The sequence below is a fragment of the Paraburkholderia unamae genome (assembly GCF_003268775.1).
GTDB lineage: Bacteria > Pseudomonadota > Gammaproteobacteria > Burkholderiales > Burkholderiaceae > Paraburkholderia > Paraburkholderia unamae.
On the sequence record NZ_QLSU01000001.1, the window covers coordinates 416,730 to 442,656 of the forward strand.

Annotated in this window: 26 protein-coding genes; 17 read left to right on the plus strand and 9 right to left on the minus strand. The window is 65.7% G+C overall.

All coding sequences use genetic code 11. The annotated features are described in order from the left end of the window. Window positions 1–233: 233 nt before the first annotated feature. The gene (locus tag C7401_RS44805) at window positions 234–392 is read left to right on the plus strand and encodes a hypothetical protein (protein ID WP_181565480.1); all 159 of its coding nucleotides are present in this window, start codon (window positions 234–236) and stop codon (window positions 390–392) included. Window positions 393–472: 80 nt separating this feature from the next. Here C7401_RS44805 and C7401_RS45445 read toward each other — a convergent pair whose 3' ends face one another. Continuing rightward, window positions 473–928: a DUF2471 family protein gene (locus C7401_RS45445; RefSeq protein WP_258396796.1), complete on the minus strand. Its 456-nt coding sequence runs from the start codon at window positions 926–928 to the stop codon at window positions 473–475. Window positions 929–940: 12 nt separating this feature from the next. On the opposite strand from C7401_RS45445, the gene dinB reads away from it, so the two are divergent. Then, the gene (dinB, locus tag C7401_RS01735; RefSeq protein WP_112169788.1) at window positions 941–2,095 is read left to right on the plus strand and encodes a DNA polymerase IV; all 1,155 of its coding nucleotides are present in this window, start codon (window positions 941–943) and stop codon (window positions 2,093–2,095) included. Window positions 2,096–2,121: 26 nt separating this feature from the next. On the opposite strand, the gene C7401_RS01740 is transcribed toward dinB, so the two are convergent. The 3 genes from C7401_RS01740 to C7401_RS01750 all read right to left on the minus strand — a co-directional run bounded on the left by C7401_RS01740 (window position 2,122) and on the right by C7401_RS01750 (window position 4,926). Further along, on the minus strand, window positions 2,122–3,249 hold the full coding sequence (locus C7401_RS01740; RefSeq protein WP_112169610.1) for a pyridoxal-phosphate-dependent aminotransferase family protein: 1,128 nt from the start codon (window positions 3,247–3,249) through the stop codon (window positions 2,122–2,124). A gap of 279 nt (window positions 3,250–3,528) precedes the next feature. After that, window positions 3,529–3,960 carry a hypothetical protein gene (locus tag C7401_RS01745; RefSeq protein WP_112169611.1) on the minus strand — a complete coding sequence of 144 codons (432 nt, stop codon included), beginning with the start codon at window positions 3,958–3,960 and terminating at the stop codon, window positions 3,529–3,531. Between the two features lie 36 nt (window positions 3,961–3,996). Further along, window positions 3,997–4,926: a LysR family transcriptional regulator gene (locus C7401_RS01750; RefSeq protein WP_112169789.1), complete on the minus strand. Its 930-nt coding sequence runs from the start codon at window positions 4,924–4,926 to the stop codon at window positions 3,997–3,999. 99 nt (window positions 4,927–5,025) lie between these two features. On the opposite strand from C7401_RS01750, the gene C7401_RS01755 reads away from it, so the two are divergent. Beyond that, the gene (locus C7401_RS01755) at window positions 5,026–5,532 is read left to right on the plus strand and encodes a GNAT family N-acetyltransferase (RefSeq protein WP_112169612.1); all 507 of its coding nucleotides are present in this window, start codon (window positions 5,026–5,028) and stop codon (window positions 5,530–5,532) included. Window positions 5,533–5,946: 414 nt separating this feature from the next. Beyond that, window positions 5,947–7,611 (plus strand): MFS transporter, encoded by a 1,665-nt coding sequence (locus C7401_RS01760; RefSeq protein WP_112169613.1) that lies wholly within the window; start codon window positions 5,947–5,949, stop codon window positions 7,609–7,611. 59 nt (window positions 7,612–7,670) lie between these two features. Here C7401_RS01760 and C7401_RS01765 read toward each other — a convergent pair whose 3' ends face one another. Next, window positions 7,671–8,507, minus strand: coding sequence for an IclR family transcriptional regulator (locus C7401_RS01765; protein WP_181565471.1), 837 nt, complete (start codon window positions 8,505–8,507; stop codon window positions 7,671–7,673). Window positions 8,508–8,646: 139 nt separating this feature from the next. Here C7401_RS01765 and C7401_RS01770 point away from each other — a divergent pair, with 139 nt between their 5' ends. From C7401_RS01770 to C7401_RS01800, 7 genes are all read left to right on the plus strand, one after another. Next, window positions 8,647–9,726, plus strand: coding sequence for a cyclase family protein (locus tag C7401_RS01770; protein WP_112169615.1), 1,080 nt, complete (start codon window positions 8,647–8,649; stop codon window positions 9,724–9,726). Between the two features lie 10 nt (window positions 9,727–9,736). Next, window positions 9,737–11,347, plus strand: coding sequence for an AMP-binding protein (locus tag C7401_RS01775; RefSeq protein ID WP_112169616.1), 1,611 nt, complete (start codon window positions 9,737–9,739; stop codon window positions 11,345–11,347). Continuing rightward, window positions 11,344–12,516: an acyl-CoA dehydrogenase family protein gene (locus tag C7401_RS01780; RefSeq protein ID WP_112169617.1), complete on the plus strand. Its 1,173-nt coding sequence runs from the start codon at window positions 11,344–11,346 to the stop codon at window positions 12,514–12,516. The genes C7401_RS01775 and C7401_RS01780 overlap by 4 nt, the downstream gene beginning before the upstream one ends. A gap of 48 nt (window positions 12,517–12,564) precedes the next feature. Further along, the gene (locus C7401_RS01785) at window positions 12,565–13,293 is read left to right on the plus strand and encodes an SDR family oxidoreductase (protein ID WP_112169618.1); all 729 of its coding nucleotides are present in this window, start codon (window positions 12,565–12,567) and stop codon (window positions 13,291–13,293) included. A 59-nt stretch (window positions 13,294–13,352) separates the two neighbouring features. Next, a complete protein-coding gene (locus C7401_RS01790) occupies window positions 13,353–14,579 on the plus strand; it encodes an ABC transporter substrate-binding protein (RefSeq protein ID WP_112169619.1) in 1,227 nt (408 codons plus the stop codon). Between the two features lie 65 nt (window positions 14,580–14,644). Further along, on the plus strand, window positions 14,645–15,790 hold the full coding sequence (locus C7401_RS01795; protein ID WP_112169620.1) for an NADH:flavin oxidoreductase/NADH oxidase: 1,146 nt from the start codon (window positions 14,645–14,647) through the stop codon (window positions 15,788–15,790). A gap of 142 nt (window positions 15,791–15,932) precedes the next feature. Further along, on the plus strand, window positions 15,933–16,835 hold the full coding sequence (locus C7401_RS01800; protein WP_112169621.1) for a LysR family transcriptional regulator: 903 nt from the start codon (window positions 15,933–15,935) through the stop codon (window positions 16,833–16,835). 21 nt (window positions 16,836–16,856) lie between these two features. Here the strand turns inward: C7401_RS01800 and C7401_RS01805 are convergent, their stop codons facing one another. From C7401_RS01805 to C7401_RS01815, 3 genes are all read right to left on the minus strand, one after another. Further along, a complete protein-coding gene (locus tag C7401_RS01805; protein ID WP_112169622.1) occupies window positions 16,857–17,741 on the minus strand; it encodes an MBL fold metallo-hydrolase in 885 nt (294 codons plus the stop codon). A 66-nt stretch (window positions 17,742–17,807) separates the two neighbouring features. Continuing rightward, a complete protein-coding gene (locus C7401_RS01810) occupies window positions 17,808–18,470 on the minus strand; it encodes a 3-oxoacid CoA-transferase subunit B (RefSeq protein ID WP_112169623.1) in 663 nt (220 codons plus the stop codon). Next, window positions 18,467–19,174 (minus strand): 3-oxoacid CoA-transferase subunit A, encoded by a 708-nt coding sequence (locus tag C7401_RS01815; protein ID WP_112169624.1) that lies wholly within the window; start codon window positions 19,172–19,174, stop codon window positions 18,467–18,469. The genes C7401_RS01810 and C7401_RS01815 overlap by 4 nt, the downstream gene beginning before the upstream one ends. A gap of 241 nt (window positions 19,175–19,415) precedes the next feature. On the opposite strand from C7401_RS01815, the gene C7401_RS01820 reads away from it, so the two are divergent. From C7401_RS01820 to catC, 4 genes are read left to right on the plus strand one after another with little or no spacing between them, the layout of a single operon-like run. Beyond that, window positions 19,416–20,735, plus strand: a complete 1,320-nt coding sequence (locus tag C7401_RS01820; RefSeq protein WP_112169625.1) for an acetyl-CoA hydrolase/transferase family protein — start codon at window positions 19,416–19,418, stop codon at window positions 20,733–20,735. Window positions 20,736–20,756: 21 nt separating this feature from the next. Next, complete coding sequence (locus C7401_RS01825; RefSeq protein ID WP_258396814.1) at window positions 20,757–22,106, plus strand: MFS transporter; 1,350 nt, start codon at window positions 20,757–20,759, stop codon at window positions 22,104–22,106. Window positions 22,107–22,148: 42 nt separating this feature from the next. Continuing rightward, window positions 22,149–22,469, plus strand: a complete 321-nt coding sequence (gene mmlI, locus C7401_RS01830; protein ID WP_112169627.1) for a 4-carboxymethyl-4-methylbutenolide mutase MmlI — start codon at window positions 22,149–22,151, stop codon at window positions 22,467–22,469. Between the two features lie 47 nt (window positions 22,470–22,516). Further along, window positions 22,517–22,795 (plus strand): muconolactone Delta-isomerase, encoded by a 279-nt coding sequence (gene catC, locus C7401_RS01835; protein ID WP_112169628.1) that lies wholly within the window; start codon window positions 22,517–22,519, stop codon window positions 22,793–22,795. 21 nt (window positions 22,796–22,816) lie between these two features. On the opposite strand, the gene C7401_RS01840 is transcribed toward catC, so the two are convergent. After that, window positions 22,817–23,596: a DeoR/GlpR family DNA-binding transcription regulator gene (locus tag C7401_RS01840; RefSeq protein ID WP_112169629.1), complete on the minus strand. Its 780-nt coding sequence runs from the start codon at window positions 23,594–23,596 to the stop codon at window positions 22,817–22,819. A gap of 147 nt (window positions 23,597–23,743) precedes the next feature. Between C7401_RS01840 and C7401_RS01845 the strand changes: the two genes are divergently transcribed. Further along, complete coding sequence (locus C7401_RS01845; protein WP_112169630.1) at window positions 23,744–25,132, plus strand: nucleobase:cation symporter-2 family protein; 1,389 nt, start codon at window positions 23,744–23,746, stop codon at window positions 25,130–25,132. Between the two features lie 144 nt (window positions 25,133–25,276). After that, window positions 25,277–25,879, plus strand: coding sequence for a helix-turn-helix domain-containing protein (locus C7401_RS01850; RefSeq protein ID WP_112169631.1), 603 nt, complete (start codon window positions 25,277–25,279; stop codon window positions 25,877–25,879). Window positions 25,880–25,927: the final 48 nt, after the last annotated feature.

Sequence of the window (25,927 nt, forward strand, 5' to 3'; positions counted from 1 at the left end):
GAAATCGAACATTCGCGAAACAGGAATGATGTTTTCGCTGGAGCGTCCGGGTCGGCGGACGGCAAATCCAGGCCGTGCCCCCCAACCTCAGGTTGCCGCTAGGCACATCCAGGCCCGGGCTATGCGCGTCATCGGGGTCGACGCAGACAGATGGTGATTGGCGGCACGCCCGCGCAGGGCCGCCGCCGGACCGCTATTCGGTCTGACCTGCCAGGAGCCGCACGATGCTTACCTTGCCGATCTTCCTCATCGCCTTTTTCGCGATTATTGTGGCCATGCACCGCGGCGTGACCCGCAAGGCCGACGCAAAGCTACGCGCGCAGTTCGACACACAAGGCTCGGGCGGCGAGGCCCCGCGCCAGTTGATGCGCGGTTCCGGATATAACGTCTGACTTCCTGCGGGCGTCCGGAAGTCTGGACGATTGTTCGACGAAGAAGTGGCCGACCGCCAAAGCTTCTTCGTCCTTCCCCTTCAATCTGCCCGGCGCCACTCGTCGTCGATCGCCGCGAAAACCGGCGGGATGAAGTCGTGTGCCTCGAACGATACGGCGTGGTCGTCGTGCGGATATTCGGGAGCGTGCGGCGCTCGCAGCATGTCCACAATCCAGTCCGGATACCCTTCGTCCTCGAGCGACTCGAGGACTTCTTCCTCCATGGCGTGAAGCAGATTCCACGTCAGCACACCGGCTGAACGATAGTGCGCGACCACCGCGGGCGTCGTCATCTGAACCCACGCTTGCGCTGCCAAAAGATCTTCCATTGCTGTTCCTGTAACACGTGCCAACCACGATTCGTTTTCGCTGAATTTTCGCTGAAGTTTGTTGGCTGCACCGCCGAAACCATGCGGTAGAATACTGTGTAAATATACAGTATTCACCGACGCCAGCGCATTTTCGCCCGTGAGCCTCGCCCGTACCGCCAAAGTCATTTCAGCGTGACCATCCACCTACCGCGCCGAATTGCACATCTCGACATGGACGCGTTTTACGCGTCCGTGGAACTGCTGCGCTACCCCGAATTGCGAGGGCAACCCGTCGTGATCGGCGGTGGACGCAATGCGGTGCCGGAGACTTTACCCGACGGCACGCGCCGCTTCGCCCGGCTGCGCGACTATGTGGGCCGGGGCGTGGTCACGACTTCCACTTACGAGGCGCGCGCCTTTGGCGTGTTCTCCGCAATGGGCATGATGAAGGCCGCGCAACTCGCACCCGACGCCATTCTCCTGCCCACGGATTTCGATTCGTACCGGCGCTATTCGCGACTCTTCAAGGACGCGGTTCACACGTTCACGGACCAGATCGAAGACCGGGGCATCGACGAGATATACATCGACCTCACGAACGTCGATGGTGAATCCGGCGAACTCGGAGCCCGGATCAAGGCGGCCGTGCACGAGGCGACCAATCTCACCTGCTCCATCGCCATCGCGCCAAACAAGCTACTCGCGAAAATCGGCTCGGAGCTGGACAAGCCCAACGGTCTCACGCTGCTCACGATGGCCGACCTCGAGTCGCGCATCTGGCCGCTGCCCGCGAAGAAAGTGAACGGCATCGGGCCGCGTGCAAACGACCGCCTGGCAAGCATAGGCATCACAACGATCGGCGAGCTGGCCGCGGCGGACCTCGGGCTATTGCAGGAGCACTTTGGGCGCACCTACGCCGCGTGGCTGGCCAGAATCGCGCAAGGGCTCGACGATCGCGCCGTGGTGGTGTCCTCGGAGCCGAAGTCCATGAGTCGAGAAACCACGTTCGAGCGCGACATGCATGTGGTCCGCGACCGCGCCACGCTCACGCCCGCGCTCACACGCCTTTGCGAAAGAGTCACCGAGGACCTTCACCGCAAAGGATATCGCGGCCGCACGGTAGGCCTGAAAATCAAGTTCGCCGACTTCAAGATCGTCACTCGCGACCTCTCGCTGCCCGAACCGGTGGCGGATGCCGCCGCTATCCGGCGAGCGGTTGGCGAATGCCTGAAGCGGGTCTCACTGGATCGGCGCATCCGTCTCATCGGTGTGCGCATTGGCTCGCTAGAGCGCGCCGCGGATGGCGTATCCGCGGCGGCGCCGACGCAAGGCGAACTGCCTTTCGATTACTAACGTCTGTCGATGCTTGCGCGTTGCGGCTAGCTAATGCGGTCCAGTGCCTTGGCGAACCTGGCGACCGTGCCTTCGATGTCGTGCAGTTTGTCCAGGCCGAATAACCCGAGGCGGAAGGTTTTGAAATCTTCAGGCTCGTCGCATTGCAGGGGAACACCGGCCGCGATCTGCAATCCCTCGTCGGCGAACTTCTTGCCCGATCGTATGCCGTCGTCGTCGGTGTAGCTGACCACGACGCCCGGTGCCTGAAAACCTTCGGCCGCCACGCTTCGGAAACCCTTGGCAACCAGCAGTGCGCGAATGCGCTTGCCGAGTTCGAATTGCTCCGCTTGCACCTTGTCGAAGCCGTATGCCTCGGTTTCCTTCATCACGTTGCGCAGCGTCGCGAGGCTGTCGGTGGGCATCGTGGCGTGGTACGCGAAGCCGCCGTTCTCATAGGCTTCCATGATCTGAAGCCACTTGCGCAGGTCGCACGCAAAGCTGGTGCTCGTGGTGGCGTCGATCCGTTCGCGGGCGAGCGCGCCGAGCATGACCAGGCCGCAGCACGGCGACGCGCTCCACCCCTTTTGCGGCGCGCTGATCAGCACATCCACGCCGCTGGCCTCCATGTCGACCCAGATCGTGCCGGACGCAATGCAGTCCAGCACGAACATGCCGCCAACGGCATGCACGGCGTCGCCCACCGCGCGCAAATACGCGTCGGGCAGCATCATGCCCGAGGCGGTTTCGACATGCGGCGCAAAGACCAGGTCCGGCTTGTGTTCCTTGATCGCGGCAACCACTTCTTCGATCGGCGGCGGCGCATACGCGGCCTGCCTGCCTTGTTCGACCGGACGCGCCTTCAACACGATCGATTCGGACGGAATACCGCCCATGTCGAAAATCTGCGACCAGCGGAAACTGAACCAGCCATTGCGGATAACCAGACACTTCTTGTTCGTCGCGAACTGCCGGGCGACGGCTTCCATGCCGAATGTCCCGCTGCCCGGCACGACGGCGACCGCCTTCGCGTTGTAGACTTTTTTCAGGGAGCTGGAGATGTCGCGCATCACGCCCTGAAAGCGCTGCGACATGTGATTGATCGAGCGGTCGGTATAAACCACTGAATATTCGAGGAGTCCCTCGGGGTCGACATTGGGAAGTAAACCTGGCACGCTCGCCTCCGGTAAAGGATGATTAATGTGAGCCGTTAATGTGAGCCGTATTTGCGATTCGATACCGCTGTGATCCAAACAGGCTTTTTCCTCGACGAAAGCCGATTCTAACGAAAGCCGCCTGTGGCCTGGCGCATATTTTCGTGAGGCATCCGGCGCACGCACACAGTTGCGTGGTCGCCAAACGGAACACCGGCGGATTCAAGCGGCGCATGGCGGTTGTGCGACGCAACAGCCTGAGTGCGGATCAAGGCGGGAGCGAAACGGAGCCCGCTCACCTCATTGCCGCGCGGGCGGTTGCGGAGGTTGCGGATTATTGGCCGGGTTCGTATCGAACCGGCTCACGCTTTCGATCCCTCCCTGGTCGGCGAGCGCCGTGAGCCGAGCGTACAGCCACTCGGCGGTGTCCTTGTCGTAGACCGGTTCGCCGCCCACGTACACCGCATACGACTTCAGATACTTCGCCTTTTTCTCGGGGTTAGCGATCGTATCCTTCGTCCATTGATACAGCGGATACCGGCCCCGGCCCATGCGCTCCGCCTCTTCGACATAGCCGGCGAAGGCATCGAACTGACACGTCAACGTAGCGTTGCGCTCGCGCAGGACCGCTTCGATCACGTCGCGCCGCTCGTCCTGAGCATGCGCGCGCAACGCCTCGGCCAGGTCGGGCGCGACGGTGATGCGGATCTGGAATTGCCATGCTCCTGCCATGTATGCCTCCTGCGCAAACGTACAGCATAGCGCCCCTCAACGCGGTTTCGATTCCGGCACGGAATGCAGCAATTGATCGCGCAACCAGGTATGGGCAGCGGTGCCAACATGCCGCGTGTGCTGATAGATCTTCAGCGTGTATTGCGGCACCGCGAATGGCGCCGGAAAAATCGTGACGGGCGCGGCTTTCTGCAAGATCAGCGCCGCATGCTGCGGAACGGTCATCAGCAGATCCGTGTGAGCAATGATGAACGGTGCAGCGAGCACGCTCGGCAACTGCACGGCCACCTCCCGCGTCACACCGAGACGCTCGAGCACGAGATCGATCGAACCGCGCGTCTCATTCCACGGCGTCACCACCACGTGCCGCGCAGCGAGATACTGCGCCAGGGTCGGCGCGCGCCGGATCGACGGATGCCGTTTGCTCGCGATCACCACGTAATCGTCGGAGAACCAGTCGGTGCTCTCAACGCCCGCCGGCAACGGCAGTTCGTCCTCCTCATAGCCGAGCGCAAAGTCGATGCGGCCTGACGCAAGCTCGTCCGCCGATTCGCGGCCGCGCGAATACACCACCTTGAAACGCAGCTTCGGCGCGACCTTCTGCATTCTCGCGATAAATGCGGGAAGCACGGCAAACGCAGTGTAGTCGGTGGCGGCGAACACAAACGTGCGATCGCTTGCGGCGGCGTCGAACCGGCGCGTGGGCGTAAGTCCTGCGTTGAGCAATGCGAGCGCTTCGCCTATCGGGCGCATCATCCTTTCGGCCGCCGCGGTGGGCCGCATTTCATTGCCGACCCGCACAAACAGTTCGTCGGCGAGCGCGTTGCGCAGTCGCGCCAGCGCATGGCTCAACGCCGACGCGCTCATCGCCAGTTCGTCGGACGCCTGCCTCACCGAGCGGTGACGCACCAGCGCGTCGAACACGAGCAACAAATTCAGGTCAAGCTGGCGCAGCCCTTGATGCATGATGTTCATTCGACATTGAAGACAATGCAGTATATGCAGATTAGCTTTCGACTACCATGCTGGTCTTTCCCCTGGCATTTCCGGAACCGGCTCACGCTCATGGCACTCGATATCCGCCCCGCAGTCTCCAACGACGCCCCGCTCATCCTGCACTTCATCAGGGAGCTCGCCCGCTACGAAAAGGCCGAAGACCAGGTCCTCGCGACCACGGAAACGATTACCGCCTCGCTGTTCGGCCCCCAATCACCCGCCAAAGCGCTGATATGCGAACTCGACGGCGAACCGGTGGGGTTTGCCGTGTACTTCTTTTCGTATTCGACGTGGCAAGCCAAACCCGGCCTGTATCTCGAAGACCTTTACGTCTCGACCGACGCGCGCGGCCAGGGCGCGGGCAAGCGCCTGTTGCAGCATCTCGCCGCGATCGCCGTGGAAACGGGCTGCGGACGCTTCGAATGGAGCGTGCTGGACTGGAACGAGCCGGCAATCGGCTTCTACCGGTCGATCGGCGCGAAACCGCAAAGCGAATGGATTCGCTACCGCATGGAGGGCGACGCCATTCGCGTGTTCGCAGACTCCGCCGAGCATCCGGCCCTTCGCACCGCATAAATCGCCGATCACGGCATCACGGGGGCAGCGCGAGCGCGTTGCCCACAACCGTGACTTTCCCATAAGGTTGTTAGCACAACCAATGTGCGCACCGCGCCATCTCCCGACGTGCTACGCCATTCGAACTACCCCCCAACGCAGGCCGCAGGCACGCGTTCACAGTGTGAACGGATCGCTGAATAGCGGTTGAAGCGCCCTTCCCCATTCGCTCAAATCATTGGCACGCACGCCGGCTTTCGGCTTGCTGCCGGCCGCCTGGTGAAATCCCTGGCGCACCGGCATGCGCGGCCGCTTCGGGCGCGAGCGTGCGCAGGCTGGGCAATCACGCAGTCCTGGAATGTTCGAAGGCGAAGACACAACCGAAAGCCGTGTCCGGCGAACCGGCGCGGCAACAAGAACCAGGAGACAACGGATATGGCACAGGAAAGTCTGGACGCCCTCGCCGGGCGCGCCTCACCCGCGCCCGCCTCGCGCGGCGTGACGAGGGTGCTGGTCAGCGCGTCGGTCGGCACGGTGTTCGAATGGTATGACTTCTATCTCTACGCGTCGCTCGCGCCGGTCATTGCGAAGAAGTTTTTCGCGGGCGTCGACCCGCGCACGGGATTCATCTTCACGCTGCTCGCGTTCGCCACGGGCTTCCTGTTACGGCCCTTCGGCGCGCTGGTGTTCGGCCGGCTCGGCGACCGCCAGGGACGCAAGTACACCTTTCTCGCAACGATTGTCGTCATGGGCCTGTCCACCGTGTGCGTGGGCGTGCTGCCGGGCTACGCCGAGCTTGGCGTGGTCGCGCCCGTGATCCTCATCGCGCTGCGCATGACGCAAGGTCTGGCGCTCGGCGGCGAATTCGGCGGCGCGGCCACCTATGTCGCGGAAAGTTCGCCGCAAAACCGGCGCGCGCGCAATCTCTCGTGGATCGTCTCGACCGGCGCGATCGGCCTGCTCATGTCGCTGCTGGTCGTCGCGCTGTGCCGCGCCGTGACGGGAAGCGCGTTCGAGGACTGGGGCTGGCGCCTGCCGTTCCTGTTTTCCTCCGTACTCCTTGCGATCTCCGTGTATATCCGGCTTTCCATGCAGGAGTCGGCCGTGTTCGCGCGACTGCGGCAGGAACAACGCCAGTCGCACGCGCCGATACGCGAGCTGTTCGGCGACCCGGCCCACCGCAAGACCATGCTGATCGCCTTCTTCGCGGTGTGCGCGCCGATTGCCGTGATCGCCTACACGGCGACCGTTTATCCGCTGTTCTTCATGACCGAGACGCTGAAGATCGACGCGCAAACCACCAACCTCATCATGATGGGTGCGCTGTGCACGTCGCCGCTCATGTACTGGATCTTCTCGGCGCTCTCCGACCGCGTAGGCAGAAAGCCGGTCATGCTGGCCGGCTACGTGCTGATACTCGCGACGCTGTTGCCCGCCTATCGCGCCATGACGCACCTGGGCAATCCGGCGCTCGAACGCGCGCAGGCGCAAGCGCCGGTGGTGCTGCATGCCGACCCGGCAAGCTGCGCGATCCAGTTCAACCCCACGGGCACGCGCCATTTCACATCTTCGTGCGACGTCGCGAAGCGCCTGCTGTATCGCTTCTCGGCAAGCTTCGCGACCGAGCCGCTCGCGGCCGGTGCGCAAGCGTGGATCGGAATCGGCGGGCAACGCTACGACGTGCCGACCATGAGCGGCGCGGACAGCGCCGCGCGTGAAAAAGCGCTGGCGTCCACAGTCTCGTCCGCATTGCGCACGGCGGGCTATCCGGAAGGCGCGGAGCCTTCCAGCGTCAACGCATGGGGCCTGTTCGGGCTGATGATCTGGATGATGCTGCTGCAAAGCATGATCTACGGTCCGGGCACGGCCGTGCTCGTCGAGATGTTTCCCGCCCGCATTCGCTACACCGCGATGTCGTTTCCGTATCACCTCGCCACGGGTTGGATAGGCGGCCTGCTTCCGGCAGGCGCGTTTGCACTGAGCGCGCAAACGGGCAGCATCTATGGCGGCCTGCTTTATCCCGCCGTGTGGCTGGTGCTCGGCTTCATCGCAACGGTGTTGTTCTTCCGCGAGACGCGCAACAACAGCATCCACCACTAACGCTTGTGCTCATGCAAGCAGGCGGGCAGGCGGCCTGCCGCCTGCCCTCGCATTCGTGCTCACTCGTCCGGGCTCCCGTGCACGGGGAAGCGTGACTGCGATCTGCGAATTTCTTCGCGCACGAGCGCCGCGATCCATTCGCGCCGGCTCTTGCCCATGCGCGAGAGCACCGACGCCACGCTGAGCGCCGCATAGTTGCCCCTGCTGATCTCGAACGCGGCGCCCACGCCCCCGGCGCCCGCCGTGATCATGTTCTCCGTTTCCGAATAGCCCGTGCGGCGCGTGCGCTGCACCAGATCCTTCATGCGCTGGCGCGTGATGCCCATGCGCTCGTACTCGACCCGATGGCGCGTGAAGATGGCGTCGATTTCCGGGTCGGGAAGCTTGGAGAGTAGCGCGAGACACGCCGTGCCCACGCCCAGCAAACGCAGGTTGCCGGGCAGCAGCGTGTGCGCCTTGATGGGATGGTTGCCCTCCTCCATGTGCAGGCAATGCCCGTAGTCGCCATTGCGAATGAGGAGGAAAACCGTGTCCTCGGTCTGACGCGCGATGGAGAGTAGCATGGGGCGGCAACTGACGAGCACGGGGGCACGGCTCATGGCGGTCAGTCCCAGTTGCATGGATTCGATGCCGAGCCGGTATTTGCGCGTGACCGCTTCGCGCTCGACGAACCCTTCGTGCGCGAGCCCCGCGAGCAGCCGGAACGCCGTGCTTCGATCGAGCCCTGTGGTGGCGAGCAGTTCCGCCAGGTCGACGCCGCGTTCATGAGCGGCCGCCACGCACTTGAGCAGGCCTAACGCACGAGAAAGACTTTGCGTGCCTGCAACGCCTGACGCGTGGGCTCGCCCATCCTGTGCGGCGACGGCCTCGCCGCTCAAATCTTGATCGCTATTCATGTTCACAATGTGATCGAATTCGCCAAGCGTGCTTGTAGTGTAATCGATGTTCGTCTGCAATGGAGCGCAAGAACAGGAACACGACCTTCCATCGTTGCGTTGCCAACAAGGTGACGCCGTCATCAAAAAAGGAGACAGGATGAGTCAGTACAAAGCGTTCCATGCCCCCCACGCCAGGCCCGTGGAGGGCGCCACCAGTTCGCGCTGGAAGCAGCGTCCCGCCCAATCAAACTGGGGCGACTTCGGCCCCGATGATCAATTAGGAAGGCTGAATTTGATCACGGCGGAGAAGGTTCGCCAGGGTGCGGCCGAAGTCCGCGAAGGACGCTCGTTCTGCCTGAGCCTGCCGCTCGACTACCCAGGCGGCAACGCGCTCAATCCGCGGCGTCACCCGCCGGTCATCAAACCGACGCCCAGAAAGCTCGGGCTGGGCATGAACTTCGAACTGTCGCGCGAAAACCGCGATTTCACCGACGTCGTTTGCGACGACTACGCCCAGTTGTTCCTGCAATATTCGACGCAATGGGATGCGCTCGCGCACGTAGGCGGCCATTTCGACGTGGACGGCGACGGTGTGGACGAGCTCGTCTACTACAACGGCTTTCGCGCGGGTGCGGACGTGCTCGCACCGGCCGACGACCCGCGCCTCGACGGGCAGTCGCGCGCGCTCGCGCTAGGCATCGAGAAGATCGCGGAGCATGGCGTGCAAGGGCGCGCCGTGATGGTCGATCTGCACGCCCATCTCGGTGACGCACACCGGATCGTGAGCTACCGCGACCTCGATCGCATCATGCGCGAGGACGGCGTGGTGGTCGAGGCGGGCGATATCCTCTGCCTGCACACGCGGTTCGCGCAGCTCGTGCTCGAGCGCAACAAGCAGCCCGAGCCCGACATGCCCGAGCGCTTTGGCGCCGCGCTCGACGGGCGCGACCCGGAGTTGCATCAGTGGATCATCGACACCGGCATCGCCGCGATCGTGGCCGACAACTACGGCGTGGAGTCCGTGCCCGCGCGCGCGCAGTCCGGGCCCTGTGCCTTCCTCCCGCTTCATGAGCTTTGCCTCTTCAAGCTCGGCATGCCGTTCGGCGAGCTTTGGTACCTCACGCCGCTCGCCACGTGGCTGCGCGAGCACGGCCGCCATCGCTTCCTCTTGACGGCGCCGCCGCTGCGTTTGCCGGGCGCGGTCGGCTCGCCGGTCACGCCCATCGGCACGGTCTGAGCGAGGCGCTATGTCCGAAACCACACTGTTCGAATGGATCGAGCGCGCGCCGCCCCCGGCCACGGCGCTCGTGTTCGGCGATACGCGCATCAGCTATGGCGAATTGCGCGAGCGCGCGCAGCGCATTGCGGGCGGCCTGAACGAGGCGGGCATCGGCCGCCATGACACGGTCGCACTGTGGCTGCCGAACCTGCCTGACTGGCTCGCCATCGCGCTCGCCTGCGCGCGCCTCGGGGCGGCCGTGCTGTGCCTGAACATGCGCTATGGCCCGAAGGAAGTGGGCCAGTTCATGGAGCGAACCGGCTGCAAGGCGCTTTGCTACATGCCTTCATATAAAGGGAAGGACTACGAATCTCTGTTGCGCGCCGTGGATTCCGCTTGCCTCGCCGCGCTGCAATGCGTGGTGGCGGTGAGCGAGACGCACGAGCGCGCCCCGGCCGCGCGTGCGCCGCACGCACCAGAGGGCGCTCGGGCGATCGATCTCGAAGCGCTGGCTTGCGCCGCGCCATTAGCACTTGCGCCCGCACAACCCGAAGACGCCTGCATCATCCTCTCGTCGTCGGGCACCACGAGCCAGCCCAAGCTGATCGTCCACGCCCAGGGCCGCGTGCTGCATCATGGCCGCGACGTGGCGGCCGCCTTCGGCATCGGCCCCGACGACGCCCGCCTGCTGCTGGCCATTCCGCTCTGCGGCGCGTTCGGCTACACCATTGCAATGACCGCGCTCGCCGCCCACGCGCCGCTCGTTCTCATGGAAAGCTTCGACCCGGCCGAAACGGCGCTCGCGATGGTCGAGCATCGCGTCACGCACATGTTCGGCACGAACGACATGCTCGACAAGATCCTGGCGGCCACCGGCACGGACTGGACGCCGCGCGACCTGCGCATGTATGGCCACGCCAATTTCACGCCGGGTCTCGTCGATCTGCCCAAACGCGCCGAAGCAAGAGGCATCCTGATGCGCGGCTGCTTCGGCATGAGCGAGACGCTTGCGCTGTTTGCCGCGCAACCTGCCGACGCGCCGCTGGATCGGCGCGCGCAATCGGGCGGCGTGCCGCTCGCGCCCGACGCGCGCATACGCGTGCGCTGCCTGCGCACCGGCGCGCTGCTCGGCGCGGGCGAGCCCGGCGAACTGGAGATCGCCACGCCCGACATCATGACGGGCTATCTCGGCAACGCCGAAGCCACCGCGAAGGCTTTCACGCCGGACGGCTTCCTGCGCACCGGCGACATCGCCTGCCTGACCGGCGACGGCGGTTTCAACCATCTGTCGCGCATCGGCGACGTTCTGCGCATTGGCGGTTACCTCGTCAACCCGCTGGAGATCGAGGAAGTCGTGCTGGCCTCGTCCGGCGCGCACGCATGCCAGGTCGTGGCCGTCGAAGCACAGGGAAGCGCACGCCCCGTGGCGTTCGTCGTCGGCAGCGAGGCCTATGTTCACGAGGAGCACACGTTGCTCGCCGCATGCAAGGCGCAACTGGCCATTTTCAAGGTGCCGGTGCGCATCTTCCGGATCGGTGCATTCCCCGTTACGCCCAGCCCCAATGGAGAGAAAGTGAAAAAGAACGAGTTGCAGGCCATGGCGAGAGAACTGCTCGCTTCCGGGGAGGCACGGTCATGAGTCGATGGTCGCATTGGGACTGGCCGTTCTTCGACGCGCAACACGAGACCACCGTCGAGCGCCTTCATGCCTGGCGCGCTCGCTACGCGCAAATCGAACCATCGCTCGCGCAACAGCCGCTCACTGAACAATGCAGGCTGCTCGCCGCCGAACTGGGCAAGGCGGGACTGCTGGGCTACGCGGTTCCGCGGCTGGCTGGCGACACGCCGCCGTCGGTCGATCTGCGCTCCGTTTGCTTGATCCGCGAAGCGCTGTCCTATGACAGCGCGCTCGCCGATTTCGTGTTCTCGATGCAGGGCATCGGCTCCGCGCCGCTCTGGTTGTTCGGCAGCGAAGCGCAGCGCTCGCGCTACCTCGACGGCTGCCGCGAAGGCCGCACGCTCGCCGCCTTCGCGCTGACCGAACCCGGCGGCGGCTCCGACGTCGCCGCGATCACCACGCGCGGCGAACGGCGCGGCGAGCGCTATGTGCTCAACGGCGCGAAAGCCTACATCTCGAACGGCGGCATTGCGGACTATTACGTGATCGTCGCGCGCACCGAAGATGCACCCGGTGCGAAGGCGCTTTCCGCTTTTCTTGTCGATGCGCGCACAACGGGTTTGAAGGCCAGCGCGAATGTGGAGATCGTCGCGCCCCACCCGCTTGCCGAACTCGAACTGCACGACTGCGAAGTGAGCGCCGACTCGATGCTCGGGCAACCCGGCGAAGGGTTCAAGGTGGCGATGGCGGTGCTCGACATCTTCCGCTCGTCGGTCGGCGCGGCGGCCGTGGGTCTCGCGCGCCGCGCGCTGGACGAAACCGTCGCGCGCATGAACGCGCGGACGCTGTTCGGCAAGCCGATGGCGGAAATGGACACCGTACGCATGCGCGTGGCGGATATGGCGCTCGACACCGAAGCCGCGGCCTTGCTGGTCTACCGCGCGGCCTGGCAGCGCGACGCGCGCCGGGCGGCGATCACACGCGAGGCGTCGATGGCCAAGCTCGGCGCGACCGAAGCCGCGTTTCGCGTGGTGGACAGCGCCGTGCAGCTATTCGGCGCGCTGGGCGTTACGCAGGGCTGCGTGATCGAGCGGCTCTTTCGCGACGTGCGGCCCATGCGCATTTACGAGGGCGCTTCTGAAATCCAGAAACTCATCATCGGCCGCAAGGTGCTGGCCGCCTGCCCTTGACGCGGGCTTCGCCCGCGACTTTTCCACTTTGGACAGACAGGAGCATTCATGACAACCAGAAAACGCGTGCTGGTCACAGGCGCGAGCCGGGGTATCGGGCGCGCGGCGCTCACACGTCTGCGCGAGGACGGCTATCAGGCGATTGGCGTCGCGCGCACGCGCCCCGCCGATCTGGAGGACGACGCCGACTTTCACTGCTGCGACCTGGACGATCTCGCGATGACACAGGAACTCGTCACGCGGCTCGCCAACACGGCACCGTTCTACGGCCTCGTGAACAACGCCGCGATCGCGCACACGACCTCGCTCGACGACACGCGGCCCTCGGACATGGAGGAAGCGCTGCGCGTGAACGTCAGTGCCTCACTGGTGTGCGCGCAGGCGCTGGTGCCGGGCATGCGCGAGCTAGGCGCGGGGCGCATCGTGAACCTCTCCTCGCGCGCGGCGCTCGGCAAGATCAATCGCACCGCATACAGCGCGACCAAGGCGGCCGTGATCGGCATGAGCCGCACGTGGGCGCTGGAGCTGGCGCCCTCGGCCATCACGGTCAACGTGATCGCGCCAGGCCCCATCGCCACCGAAATGTTCCACACCGCGAGCCCGCCCGAGGATCCACGCACGCAGGCGCTAATGGCCGCCGTTCCGTTGCAGCGGGTGGGCACGCCGGAAGAAGTGGCGCACCTAATCGCGTTCCTGCTCGACGAGCGCTCGGGCTTCGTGACCGGACAAACGCTCCATATCGACGGCGGCTTGACCACCAGTAACGTTCGCATTTGAGGAATATTCGCACGCGTTGAAAAACATATGCCGCCCGCCCGGGCGGTAAGGAGACCATAATGAAATCCGTCCATGCACTCCATCGTGGCGCGCTCGCAGGCATGCTGGCCGCGCTGGCGCTGTTCGCCGGCACGCCCCGGGCGCATGCCGAGGAAGGCGTGAAGATCGGCCTGATCCTCGACATGACCGGCGTTTACTCCGATATCTCCGGCAAGGGCAGCGTGACAGCGGCCCAGTTGGCCATCGACGATTTCGGCGGCAAGGCGCTCGGCCACAACGTGGAGCTGGTCGTGGGCAACAGCCAGGGCCATGCCGATACGGCAGCCACCACGGCACGGGAATGGTTCGACGTGAAGCACGTGGACGCGATCATGGACGTGACGGGGTCGTCGGCCGCGCTCGCCGTGCTCAATATCGCCCGCGCCAAAGGCAAGATCCTGTTCCTGAGCGGGCCCGCATCGGACCGGCTGACCGGCGATCTCTGCACGCCCACCTCGGTGCATTATGCGTACGATTCGTACGCGCTCGCCAACTCGGTCGCGCGCACGGTGGCGAACCAGGGCGGCAAGCGCTGGTACTTCATCACCGCCGACTACGCCGGCGGCCACGACATCGTGGGCGCCGCGCGCACGGCGCTCGGCCAGTCCGGCGCGAGCGTGCTGGGCGAAGTGCCGGTTCCGCTCGGCGCAGCCGACTTTTCGTCGGCCGTGGTGCAGGCCCAGAACAGCGGCGCGGGCGTGATCGGTCTCGCCAGCTTTGGCGGCGACCTCGTGAATGTCGTCAAGGCGGCGCGCGAATTCGGCGTGCGCCCGGGCGGCCCGCAACGCATGGCGAGCCTGCTCATGTACATCAACGACGTGCACGCCATTGGCCTGCAAACCGCCCAGGGCATGGTGCTTTCCGAAGCGTTCTATTGGGACATGAATCCGCAAACGCGGGCGTTCTCGCGCCGCTACTACGAAAAGGTCAAGGCAATGCCGAACATGAGCCAGGCGGCCGTGTATTCCTCCGTGCTGCATTACCTCAAGGCCGTGCAGGCGGCGAATTCGACCGACGCCACCGTCGTGATGCGCAAGATGCGCGAGATGCCGGTTTCCGACTTCTTCGCGACGAACGGCCGGATTCGCGAAGACGGGCTCATGGTCCACGACATGTACCTCTTCCAGGTCAAGAGTCCGGCGGAATCGAAATATCCCTGGGATTACTACAAATTGCTCGCGACGATTCCCGCCGACAAGGCGTTCAGGTCGCTCGCGCAAAGCGGCTGCCCGCTGGTCAAGCCGTAATACGCTCTCGCGAGCGGAGCAGAACGTCAATCCGGTCGATCCGGCACGCCAAAACAGGAGCCACCATGCCGACCGCCATGCTGTTTTCCGGGTTCCGCTTGCGCGATCTGCAACTGAAGAACCGGATCGTCGCCTCGCCGATGTGGCAGTACGCCGCCAACAAGGGCTACCCCACCGACTGGCATCTGATGCATCTCGGACGCTTCGCGGACGGCGGCTGCGGCCTCGTGTTTCAGGAGGGCACGAGCGTCGAACGGCGCGGCTGCGGCACGACCGGCGATCTGGGCCTCTGGGACGACCGCTTCGTCGAGCCGCTCGCGCGCATCGTCGCTCTCATCAAGGCGAACGGCGCGGCCGCGGGCATCCAGCTTCTGCATTGCGGGCGCAAGGCCCGCACGCGAGCGCCCACGCAAGGGCGCGGCTACCTGGAGCGAACGCCCGATATCGAGGACTGGGACGAGTGGGAGCCGATATCCGCGAGCGCGGTCGCGCTCAAGGAAGGCATGCCCGCGCCGCGCGCCATGACGCCTGGCGATATCCGCGCGGTCGTCGACGCCTACGCCGCGGCGGCCTCGCGCGCGCGGCGCGCGGGCTATGACGTGATCGAGTTGCACGCCGCGCACGGCTACCTGCTCCACCAGTTCCTCTCTCCCGCAACGAACCGGCGCGGCGATGCGTACGGCGGCAGTCTCGCCAACCGCATGCGCCTCGTGATCGAGATCGTGGATGCGGTGCGCGCGAACTGGGACGACGCCAAGCCGCTGTTCGTGCGCGTGTCATGCGTGGACGGCGCGGGCTGGAGCGTGGACGACACCGTCGTGCTGAGCCGCCAGCTTTCGCTGCACGGCGTGGACGTGATCGATTGCACCTCGGGCGGCCTCGTCGGTTCGCCATTGCCCTCGCATGCCGCGCCCGATTATGGCTATCAGGTGCAGTATGCGGAGCACGTCAAGGCGCATACCGGCATGCCGACCGCCGCCGTGGGGCTGATCGTGCATGCGCGCCAGGCCGAGGCGATCCTCGCGGCGGGCCGTGCCGATCTCATCCTGCTCGGCAGGGAACTGATCCACAACCCGAACTGGGCAATCGACGCCGCGCTCAAGCTCGGCGTCGACGGCGCGGCGGCGCACTGGCCGCCTCATATCCGCTATTGGCTGGAGCGCCGTGCGAGCGCCACGCCGGGCTTCGTGCCCTCCACATTCGCACCTTGAAACACGGCGTTTCGGCGCACGCCCTCATCGGCTTGCCAGCGAGAATTGGCGAATACCACAATAGCCCGCGCCACGCCGCGCTGCTACATTGAGCATTTATGCGGGCGCGAACGACTCGCTCCGCCGCTGCCGGTTCTCGCCTATGCATTTCGATCTCGCCGACTTCCGACTCGTCAGCAATATTGCCGAGGAGTCGAATCTCACGCGCGGCGCCGCGCGCTCGTTCCTGTCCGTGCCGGCCGCAAGCCAACGCATCAAGAACCTCGAATTCACGCTCGGCATCAAAGTGTTCCAGCGCTCCAGTCAGGGCGTGGCGCTGACCGAGGCCGGTCGCGCCTATCTGGATCATGGCCGGCGCATCCTCGCGCAAATCGAGCTGCTGACCAGTGAATTGCAGGCGTTCGGCAGCGGTCTGAAAGGACAACTGAAGATCCAGGCCAACACGACGGCGATCACCGAATTCATGCCGCCCGTGCTCGGCGCCTTCCTGCGCGACCATCCCGAAGTGCAGATCGACATGCGCGAAAAGCTCAGCGACGAAGCCGTGCGCGCGGTGCGGGACGGTGCGGCCGATATCGCCATCATCTCCGGCACGGTGCCGACCGACGGCACCGAAGTGCGCCGCTTCGCGCGGTCGCGACTCGTTGCCGTGGCCCCGCTCGATCATCCCGTGGCGAACAGAAACAAGGCACGCTTTCAGGACTTGCTGCAACACGAATTCGTCGCGCTGCTGGACGGCAGCGCGACCCAGGAGTTCCTGCGCCAGCATGCGCTCGCGCTGCACGAGAACCTCAGCGTGCGCGTGCAGGCGGCGGGCTTCGACGCCGTGTTCCGGCTCGTGGAAGCGGGCATCGGCATTGGCGTGATGCCCGAGATCGTCGTGCAACGCATGAACAGCCGCGCCACCGTGCACGTGTGCGAGCTCGACGAGCCGTGGGCCACGCGCGAATATCAGCTATGCGCGAAGGCCTTCGAGTCGCTGCCCTCGTTCGCGCAGGACCTGGTTCGCCGCATCATCGCGGCCTACGACAGCGAGTCGCCGTAAGCCGCGACGCATGCGCGCTGTTCAGCGCAGCGGCTCGAATGCGAAGCCGTTACCCTCGCGGCGCACGTAGCCGCAATACGGGTCGCCGAAATGCACCGGCAGAATGAGCGCCTCGCGCTCGGCGGCCGCTTCGAGAAACGCGTGGCGCGTGCTGCGCGCCTGGTCGGGCCACAGGCAGTAGCCCGAATTCACCTCGGGACAGGCAATCTGGATCGGGTTGTGGCAGATGTCGCCGCTGAACACCGCCTCCTCGCCGCGCGAGCGGATGCGAAACGCCACCTGCCCGGGGCTGTGCCCCGGCGCGGCTTCGACCTTCAGGCAATCGGCGATCTCCATGCCCGGGCGCATCATGACGGCAAGCCCCGCATCCACGACCGGCATCACGCTGTCGTCGAACGCGTCGCCGAACACGTCCACGCCTTCCACCTTGTTGCGCCCCGCCTTGCAATAGAGAAAGTCGTCTTCGGGGAGGTAGTAGCGCGCGTTAGGGAACGTGGGCGTCCAGCGGTTGTCGAGCCAGCGCGTATTCCAGCCCACGTGGTCCATATGCAGGTGCGTGATGGCGACGTGCGTGACCTTGTCGAGCGGCGCGCCGGCGGCTTCGAGCCATTCGGGCACGAGCGTATTGAGCCGGTGCATGCGTGCCATGCCTTCGCGCGGCTTGCCGTTGCCCACACCCGTATCGACAACGATGATGTTGCCGCCCGCGTGCACGACCCACAATTGCACGGTCAACACGAAGCGGTTCATGTGCGGCACCCAGTGCTGCGGTGCCATCCAGTCGCGATTGCGTTCGAGCGCCGCCGGATCGAGATCCGGCAGCAGGAATTCCGGCGGATGCGTGGGGCCGGAGTATTCGTGAATGCGGGTGATGCGCACATCCCCGATCATCATGGTGTCGATCATGGTCGTCGTTTCGATGGGTTCGTGTCCGGGGCGCGGAGCGCGAAGCGCGCCCCGCGCGTGGTTCGATTATGCCGCCGCAGCGTCGCGCGCGAGCGCGAATCGCAAGGGCGCGGCCGTGGCGGCCTGCACGTCCTGTGCGCTAGCTTGGCCGGTGAGTTCGATCACCGTGAGGCCTTCGGCGCGCACGTCGATGACGGCGAGGTCGGTGTAGATGCGCGTCACGCAGCGCATGCCCGTGAGCGGGAAGGTGCACTCGGGCAGGATTTTCGGCGCGCCGTTGCGGTCCACGTGCTCCATCACGACGAACACGTTGCGCGCGCCCACGGCCAGATCCATAGCGCCGCCCACGCCGGGAATCGCGTCGGCGTCGCCCGTGTGCCAGTTCGCGAGGTCGCCGTGCGTCGACACCTGGAACGCGCCGAGCACGCAATAGTCGAGGTGGCCGCCGCGCATCATCGCAAACGAGTCGGCGTGATGAAAGAGCGCCGCGCCCGGCAGCAGGCGGATCGGCTCCTTGCCCGCGTTGATGAGATCGGGGTCCTCTTCGTGCGGCGCGGGCTTGACCCAGCGGCCGAGCACGCCGTTCTCGCTGTGCAGGATCACTTCGCGTTCGGCGGGAATGTGATTGGCGACCAGCGTAGGCAGCCCGATGCCGAGATTCACATATGCGCCTTCGGGAATATCGCGCGCCACGCGCGCGGCCAGCGCATTGCGTTGTTGCGGGGTCATGCGAGCGCTCCTGCAAGAGATTCAGCGGCGGACGGCGCGGCAGCGCCGCGCACGACGAGGCGATCGACGTAAATGCCGGGCGAGACGATGGCTTCGGGGTCGAGCGTGCCGAGCGGCACGAGTTCGGACACCGAAGCGACGGTGCGGCGCGCGGCCGTGGCCATCACGGGGCCGAAATTGCGCGCGAGCCGCCGGTAGACGAGATTGCCCCAGCGGTCGCCGCGTTCGGCCTTCACAAGCGCGTAATCGAGCGGCAGCGCATATTCGAGCACCTGGCCGCGCCCGCCGATCTCGCGCGTTTCCTTGTGCTGCGCGAGCGGCGTGCCATAGCCCGTGGGCGTATAGAACGCGCCGATACCCGCGCCCGCCGCGCGCAGCCGCTCGGCGAGCGTGCCCTGCGGGCACAGTTCCAGCTCGATGCGGCCCTGGCGGTACAGGTCGTTGAACACCCACGAGTCGGGCTGGCGCGGAAACGAGCAGACGATACGCGCCACGCGCCCCGTTTTCAGCAATGCGGCGAGGCCGATTTCCGCGTTGCCCGCGTTGTTGCTGACGAGCGTGAGCTCGCGCGCGCCGCTCGCGATCAGCGCGTCGATAAGGTCTTCGGGCACCCCGGCGTTGCCGAAGCCGCCGATGCCGACGACCGCGCCGTCGCTCACGTCGGCGAGCGCGCTTGCGGTGTCGGGCCAGTATTTGTCGATCATGTCTGAGGAATTCCGTGGTTGGACGGTTCCGCCACGATAGCGCCGCACGGCGCGCGCACCCATTCGATTTTTTGAAAGACCGCGTTTCAGCATCGCGCTTCATAGCCGCGTTCATAGCCGCGCTTCATAGCCGCGTTTCGCCAAACCAAACGGCGCGCTCCGAAAAACGAAATTCCCAGCCGCGCGGCGCGCACCGAAGATACGTTCAGCCCTTTCACCCTCGTTGCCGGAGTCCGCGTTCATGCCTTCGTCCCCGCTTTCCCCGCTCAGTGCCGCCGCCGTCGATCTCTCGCGCCATGTGCGCGCCGGCGACCGCATTCACTGGGGACAAGGCGAAGCGCAGCCGCGCACGCTCATCAAGGCGCTGCTCGAACAGCGGCATCGCCTTGGGCGCGTCGCGGTCCTGCTCGGCGAGTCGCAGGCGGGCCTGTTGCAGCCCGAGCACACGGACGCCATCGACTTCGCGACCTGGTGCGGCTACGGCGGCAATCAGGCGCTCGTGCAGGCGGGCGTGCTCGACGTGTGGCCCTGCCACGACGCCGCGCTGCCCGCGCTGATCCGCGCGGGCGAGTTGCGTGTGGACGTGCTGTTCCTCCAGGTGTCGCCGCCCGACGCGCTCGGGCGCTACAGCCTCGGCTGCGCGATGGACACGCTGCCGGCCGCGCTCGACACCGCGCGCGTGGTGATCGCCGAGGTGCATGCGGGCGTGCCGTGGACGCATGGCGAGCGCTACCTGAACCGCGAGGACTTCGACGTGCTCGTCGAAGCCGATTACCCGCTGGACGCGCCCTCCGCTGCCGATACCATCGACTCCACCGACGCCCGCGTACGCGCCATCGCGCGCCACGCCGCCGCGCTCATCGACGACGGCGCGACGCTCCAGAGCGGCCCCGGCGCGATTCCCGACGCGATCCTCGCGCAACTCGCCGACCGCCGCGGCCTGGGCCTGCATACGGACACCGCGGGCGCGGCGGTCGTGGAACTGGCCGCGCGCGGCGCACTCACGAACGAGCACAAGCGCGTGGATCGCGGCATCGGCGTAGCGGCCCGGCTCGCGGGTGGCGCGCGCCTGCGCCGCCACGCCGCGCACGACGAGGGCCTCTCACTACGCGGCATCGACTACCTCCACGACCCGGCCGTGCTGGCGCGGCTCGACCGCTTCACGGCGATCAACACGGCCATCGAAGTCGATCTGGGCGGCCAGGTCAACACCGAAGTCCGCGGCGGCTATTACGTCGGCGCGGTGGGCGGCGCGAGCGCGTTCTCACGCGCGGCGCGCGCGAGCCGCGGCGGCCTCGCGATCGTTGCGCTCACATCGACCCACGGACATCGCAGCCGCATCGTCGCTTCGTGCGGCGGCCCGATCGGCATCGCGCGCAGCGACGTGGACGTGATCGTGACCGAATACGGCGTGGCCGACCTGCGCGGGCGCGGGTTGTGGGCGCGCCTGCGCGCGATGCTCGACATCGCCGCGCCCGAGCACCGCGACGCACTCGAAAGACAAAGCCACGAAACGCTGCGCGGCGCGGGCGTGGACTGGAGCCAGCTCGTCGGCGCCTGAGCGCGGGCACGTATCAAGGCAATTCGACCACAACCCGACAACAACCCATGCGCGGGCACGACCCGCGCGCTCAAGGAGACAGCGATGTTCGACTGGTACCGTTCCGGCTCGACCGAGGAAAGGAAAACGTTCTGGGCCTGCTATGCGGGCTGGGCGCTCGAATCGTACGATCTACAGATGTTCAGCTTCCTCATGCCATCACTGATGGTGCTGTGGACCCTGACCAAGCAGCAGGCCGGCATGCTCGGCACGGTGGCGCTGCTCGCCACGGCGCTCGGCGGCTGGATCGCGGGCATTCTCGCCGACCGCTACGGCCGCGTGCGCATCCTCATGTTCACGATCCTGTGGTTCACGTTCTTCGGCGTGCTCGCGGGCTTCGCGACCTCGTTCAACCAGATGCTCGTAGCGCGCACGATGCAGGGCTTCGGCTTTGGCGGCGAGTGGGCCGTGGGCGCGGCGCTCATGGCCGAAGTCGTGCATCCCGAGCGGCGCGGGCGCGCGCTCGGTTTCGTCCAGTCGGGCTTTTCGCTCGGCTGGTCGGCGGCGGTGCTCGTTTCGACGGCGATCATCGCGTGGCTGCCGCCCGACTGGGCGTGGCGCGTCGTGTTCTGGGTCGGCGTGATCCCGTCGTGCGCGGTGATCTTCATCCGGCGCAACGTGAAGGAATCGACGTCGTTCACGAAGGCCGCGCGCAACACCGCGCCGCAAGCCTCGCTGCTCTCGGTATTCAAGCCGCAGTACGCACGCTCCATCATGCTGGCGAGCCTGCTCGTCATCGGGCTTCAGGCGGCCTGTTATGCGATCCTGATCTGGATTCCCTCGCTCATGGTGGAGCGCGGCCTTGCCGCCGGATCGATGATCGTCTCCATTCTCGTGATGGCCGTGGGCGCCTTCTTCGGCTTCGTCAGCACTGCTCACTTTGCCGACACCGCCGGCCGCCGCCCGGCGCTCATCTCGCTCTCGGTGCTCGCGTGGGTCGTGACCGTGTGCTACATGCTCGTGCCCGTGAATCCGCTGCTCATGCAAGTGCTCGGCTTCTGGGTGGGCTTCGCCGCCATCGGCATGTTCGCGGCGCTCGGCCCCTTCCTGAGCGAGCTGTTCCCCACCCGCGTGCGCACCACCTGCATGGGTTTCGTGTACAACGTAGGCAAGTCGATCGGCGCGACGGCGATCGTCGGCGTGGGCTGGCTTTCGGCGCATACCGGGCTTGCGCATGCGATCGGCCTCTTCTGTCTCGCCGCATATGCGATTTCCACGTTCGCCATGCTGATGCTGCCCGAAACGCGCGGCGTGAGCCTCGACGACATCGACGCGCAACTCGACGACGCTACCGACAACGCACAAGCGGCGCAAACATCGGCCGCAGGCTAAACACCGCACCATCATCACCACGATTCCACCTGGAGACAACCCATGATCCGCATGCTGTACCTGCTGGCGAAGCCGGCCACGATGTCCGACGCGCAGTTCGCCGCCGAATGCCGGCGTCACTACGACATGTCGCACGACATTCCGGGACTCGCGAAATACGAAGTCCGGCTCATCGCACAGCAGCCCACCGATACGCACGTGCCCTATATGGACGTGGGCCGCGTGGACGCCATCGGCGAGTGCTGGTTCGAAGACGAGGCCGCGTATCGCCTCTATATGGAATCGGACGTGCGCAAGGCCTGGTTCGAGCACGGCAAGACCTTTATCGGCGCGCTCAAGCCGTTCGTCACGCAGCCCGTGTGACGCGGCACGCCAACGCCCCTCACCACTTCATCAAGGAGACAACGCTCATGCTGTTTTGCGTGGAAATGAAAGTCGAAATCCCCGAAACGCTCGACGCGCAACGCGTGGAAGCGATCAAGGCCGCCGAAAAGGCGCGCGCCACCGAAATCCAGCGTGCGGGCAAGTGGCCGCATTTGTGGCGCGTGGCGGGACAGTATTCGAACATCAGCATCTTCGACGTGGCGAGCAACGACGAACTGCACGACCTGTTGTCGAGCTTGCCGCTCTTTCCGTATATGCAGATGCGCGTGGTGCCGCTCGCGCGGCATCCCTCGTCTATTGCCTGAGCGCCACTGAAACGCGCCCGCCTACGCCGCGACGTGCACCTGCGTGCCCGCGGCGGCCACGGCCTCGTTCATTTCGGCGGGCAGCGGCTGGTCGGTGAAGAGTGCATGGATCTGGCTCAAATGCCCCTGGCGCACGAGCGCCGGGCGGCCCACTTTCGAATGGTCCGCCACGAGGTAGACCGTGCGCGCATGCTCGATGATGGCCTGCGCCACGCGCACCTCGCGCGTGTCGAAGTCGCGCAGCGTGCCGTCGTGCTCGATGGCCGACGTGCCGACGATGGCGTAATCTACCTTGAACTGGCGGATGAAATCGATGGTGTGCTCGCCGACGATTCCTTTGTCCCACGGCCGCACCACGCCGCCCGTGATCATCACTTCGCAGTCGGGATAACCGCTCATCACGCTCGCCACGTTGAGGTTGTTCGTGACGACACGCAAGCCCCGATGACTGTGCAGCGCACGCGCGACTTCCTCGGTCGTCGTGCCGAGGTTGATGAAGAGCGAAGCCTGGTCGGGAATATGCTGGGCGGCAAGCGCCGCGATGCGACGCTTCTCGTCATGGAACATGTGTTGCCGCGCGCTGTACGAGAGATTCTCCGCACTCGTGGGCAGACTCGCGCCGCCGTGATAGCGGCGCAGGAGATTCATGTCGGCGAGCCAGTTCACGTCGCGGCGGATGGTTTGCGGCGTGACGTCGAAATGCGAGGCGAGATCGTCGACCGTGACGAAGCCGTCACGTTGCACCCATTCGAGCATTTCCTGCTGGCGAGCATTCAGGGTGAGGCGCGGGTCTCGTGTCATTGGCTCGGTGTACTGGCGTTTGAGGACTGGCCCTATTGTAAGGGCTAACCGTGCGCTGCCCGATGGTGCGTCCGGTGGTGCGTCCGAGGGCCGCCCTGGCGCTTCGGCTAAAATGCCGGGTTTTCCTTCTTCACCAGCCCTTTAGCGATGCAATCCGCCTCACCCGCGCGGCCCGCCGCCCCCGGCGCCGACGACACCGAACACGCCCACGACCTCGTCTACGGTCCCGAAGACCGCCCCGCTCCGACCATCGCGTTCGTCGCGGCGCTCCAGCATCTGCTGGCGATCCTCGTGCCCATCGTCACGCCGGGCCTCCTGATCTGCCAGGCGCTGAACGTCTCCAGCCGCGACACCACGCTGATCGTCTCGATGTCGCTCGTCATCTCCGGCATCGCCACGTTCCTCCAGTGCAAGCGCGTGGGGCCGCTCGGCGCGGGCCTGCTCATCGTGCAGGGCACGAGCTTCAACTTCGTCGGCCCGTTGATCGCGGGCGGCAGCCTCATGGTCAAAGAGGGCGCGGCTGTCGAAACGGTGATGGCCGCCATTTTCGGCGTCGTCATCGCGGGCTCGTTCGTCGAGATGGCCGTGTCGCGCATCCTGCCCTTCATCAAGCGGCTCATCACGCCGCTCGTCACAGGCATCGTGGTGCTGCTGATCGGCCTCACGCTCATCAAGGTCGGCCTCATCAGCATGGGCGGCGGCTACGGCGCCATCGCCAAGGGCAACTTCGCGAGCGTGCAGAACCTCACGCTCTCGGGCCTCGTGCTCGGCACCATCATCGTGCTCAACCGCGTGCCCATTGTGTGGGTGCGCAGCACCGCGCTCGTCATCGCGCTCGCGATCGGCTATATCGTTGCGGGCGCAATGGGTCGGCTCGACTTCACCGGCGCGCGCGAAGCCGCGCTGTTCCAGATTCCGACCCCGTTGCACTTCGGCCTGGGCTTTTCGTGGTCGCTGTTCGTGCCCATGCTGATCATTTACCTCGTCACCTCGCTCGAAGCGATCGGCGACGTGACGGCCACCAGCAAAATCTCGAAGGAGCCCGTGGAAGGCCCGGTGTGGATGCGGCGCATCAAGGGCGGCGTGCTCGTCAACGGCTTCAACTCGCTGCTGGCCGGCGTGTTCAACACCTTCCCCAGCTCCGTTTTCGCGCAGAACAACGGCGTGATCCAGCTCACCGGCATCGCGAGCCGCCACGTGGGCCTCTGGATCGCGGGCATGCTTGTGGTGCTGGGCCTGTTCCCGCCGGTCGCCGGCGTGCTCCAGGCCGTGCCCGAGCCCGTGCTGGGCGGCGCCGCCATGGTCATGTTCGGCGCGGTTGCCGCTTCCGGCATCAACATCCTCGCGGGCACCCGGCTCGACCGCCGCGCGCTGCTCATCATCGCCGTTTCGCTGGCGCTCGGTCTGGGCGTTTCGCAGGTGCCGGAAATCCTCACGAGCCTGCCGCACGCCCTGCGCAACGTGCTGGAGTCGGGCGTCGCCACCGGCGGCATCTGCGCACTCGTGATGAACTGGTTCCTGCCCGAAAAGCCATGATGGACGGAACGCTCGACTGAGCGATGCAGTGAGCGCGCGGCCCGCTTGTCAGCGCATGGGCCGCGCGCTTTTTTATTGACCTCGAATTCCAATTTATTGGATAATGACTCCATCATCCTGGAAACAGATCAAACGGACAGGCAGATGGACACGCAAACCGACAGCCCGGCGGACACCGGCATCAACGAGCGCATCGCGCGCTGCGTGCGCGACCTGCGGGCCACCCGCGGCCTGACGCTCGACGCGCTGGCCACGCGCAGCGGCGTGAGCCGCTCGATGATTTCGATGATCGAGCGCGGCGCCGCCAGCCCAACTGCCGTGGTGCTCGAAAAACTCGCGGCCGGGTTATCGGTGACGATGGCAAGCCTGTTCGGCGCGAGCGGCGAAAGCGCGCCCGTGGAGCCGCTGGTGCGCCGCGATCAGCAGGCGCAGTGGCGCGACCCGCAGTCGGGCTATACGCGCCGGAGCGTGTCGCCGCCCAACTGGCCCTCGCCCATCCAGCTCGTCGAGGTGGATTTTCCGGCGGGCGCGCGCGTGGCCTACGAAACCGGCAGCCGCGAGAATGTGATTCACCAGCAGGTCTGGGTGCTGCAAGGGCGCATCGACGTCGAACTGGGGAGCCAGCGCCACACGCTGCACCCCGGCGACTGCCTCGCCATGCGGCGCGACCAGCCACTCATTTTCAGCAATCCGACGTCGCATGCCGCGCGCTATGTCGTCGCCATCTGCGACATGAGCGGCGCCTGAAGCCGCGCGACGCCCTGAACCCGCCACCCTTCTCATTTAAACAGGATT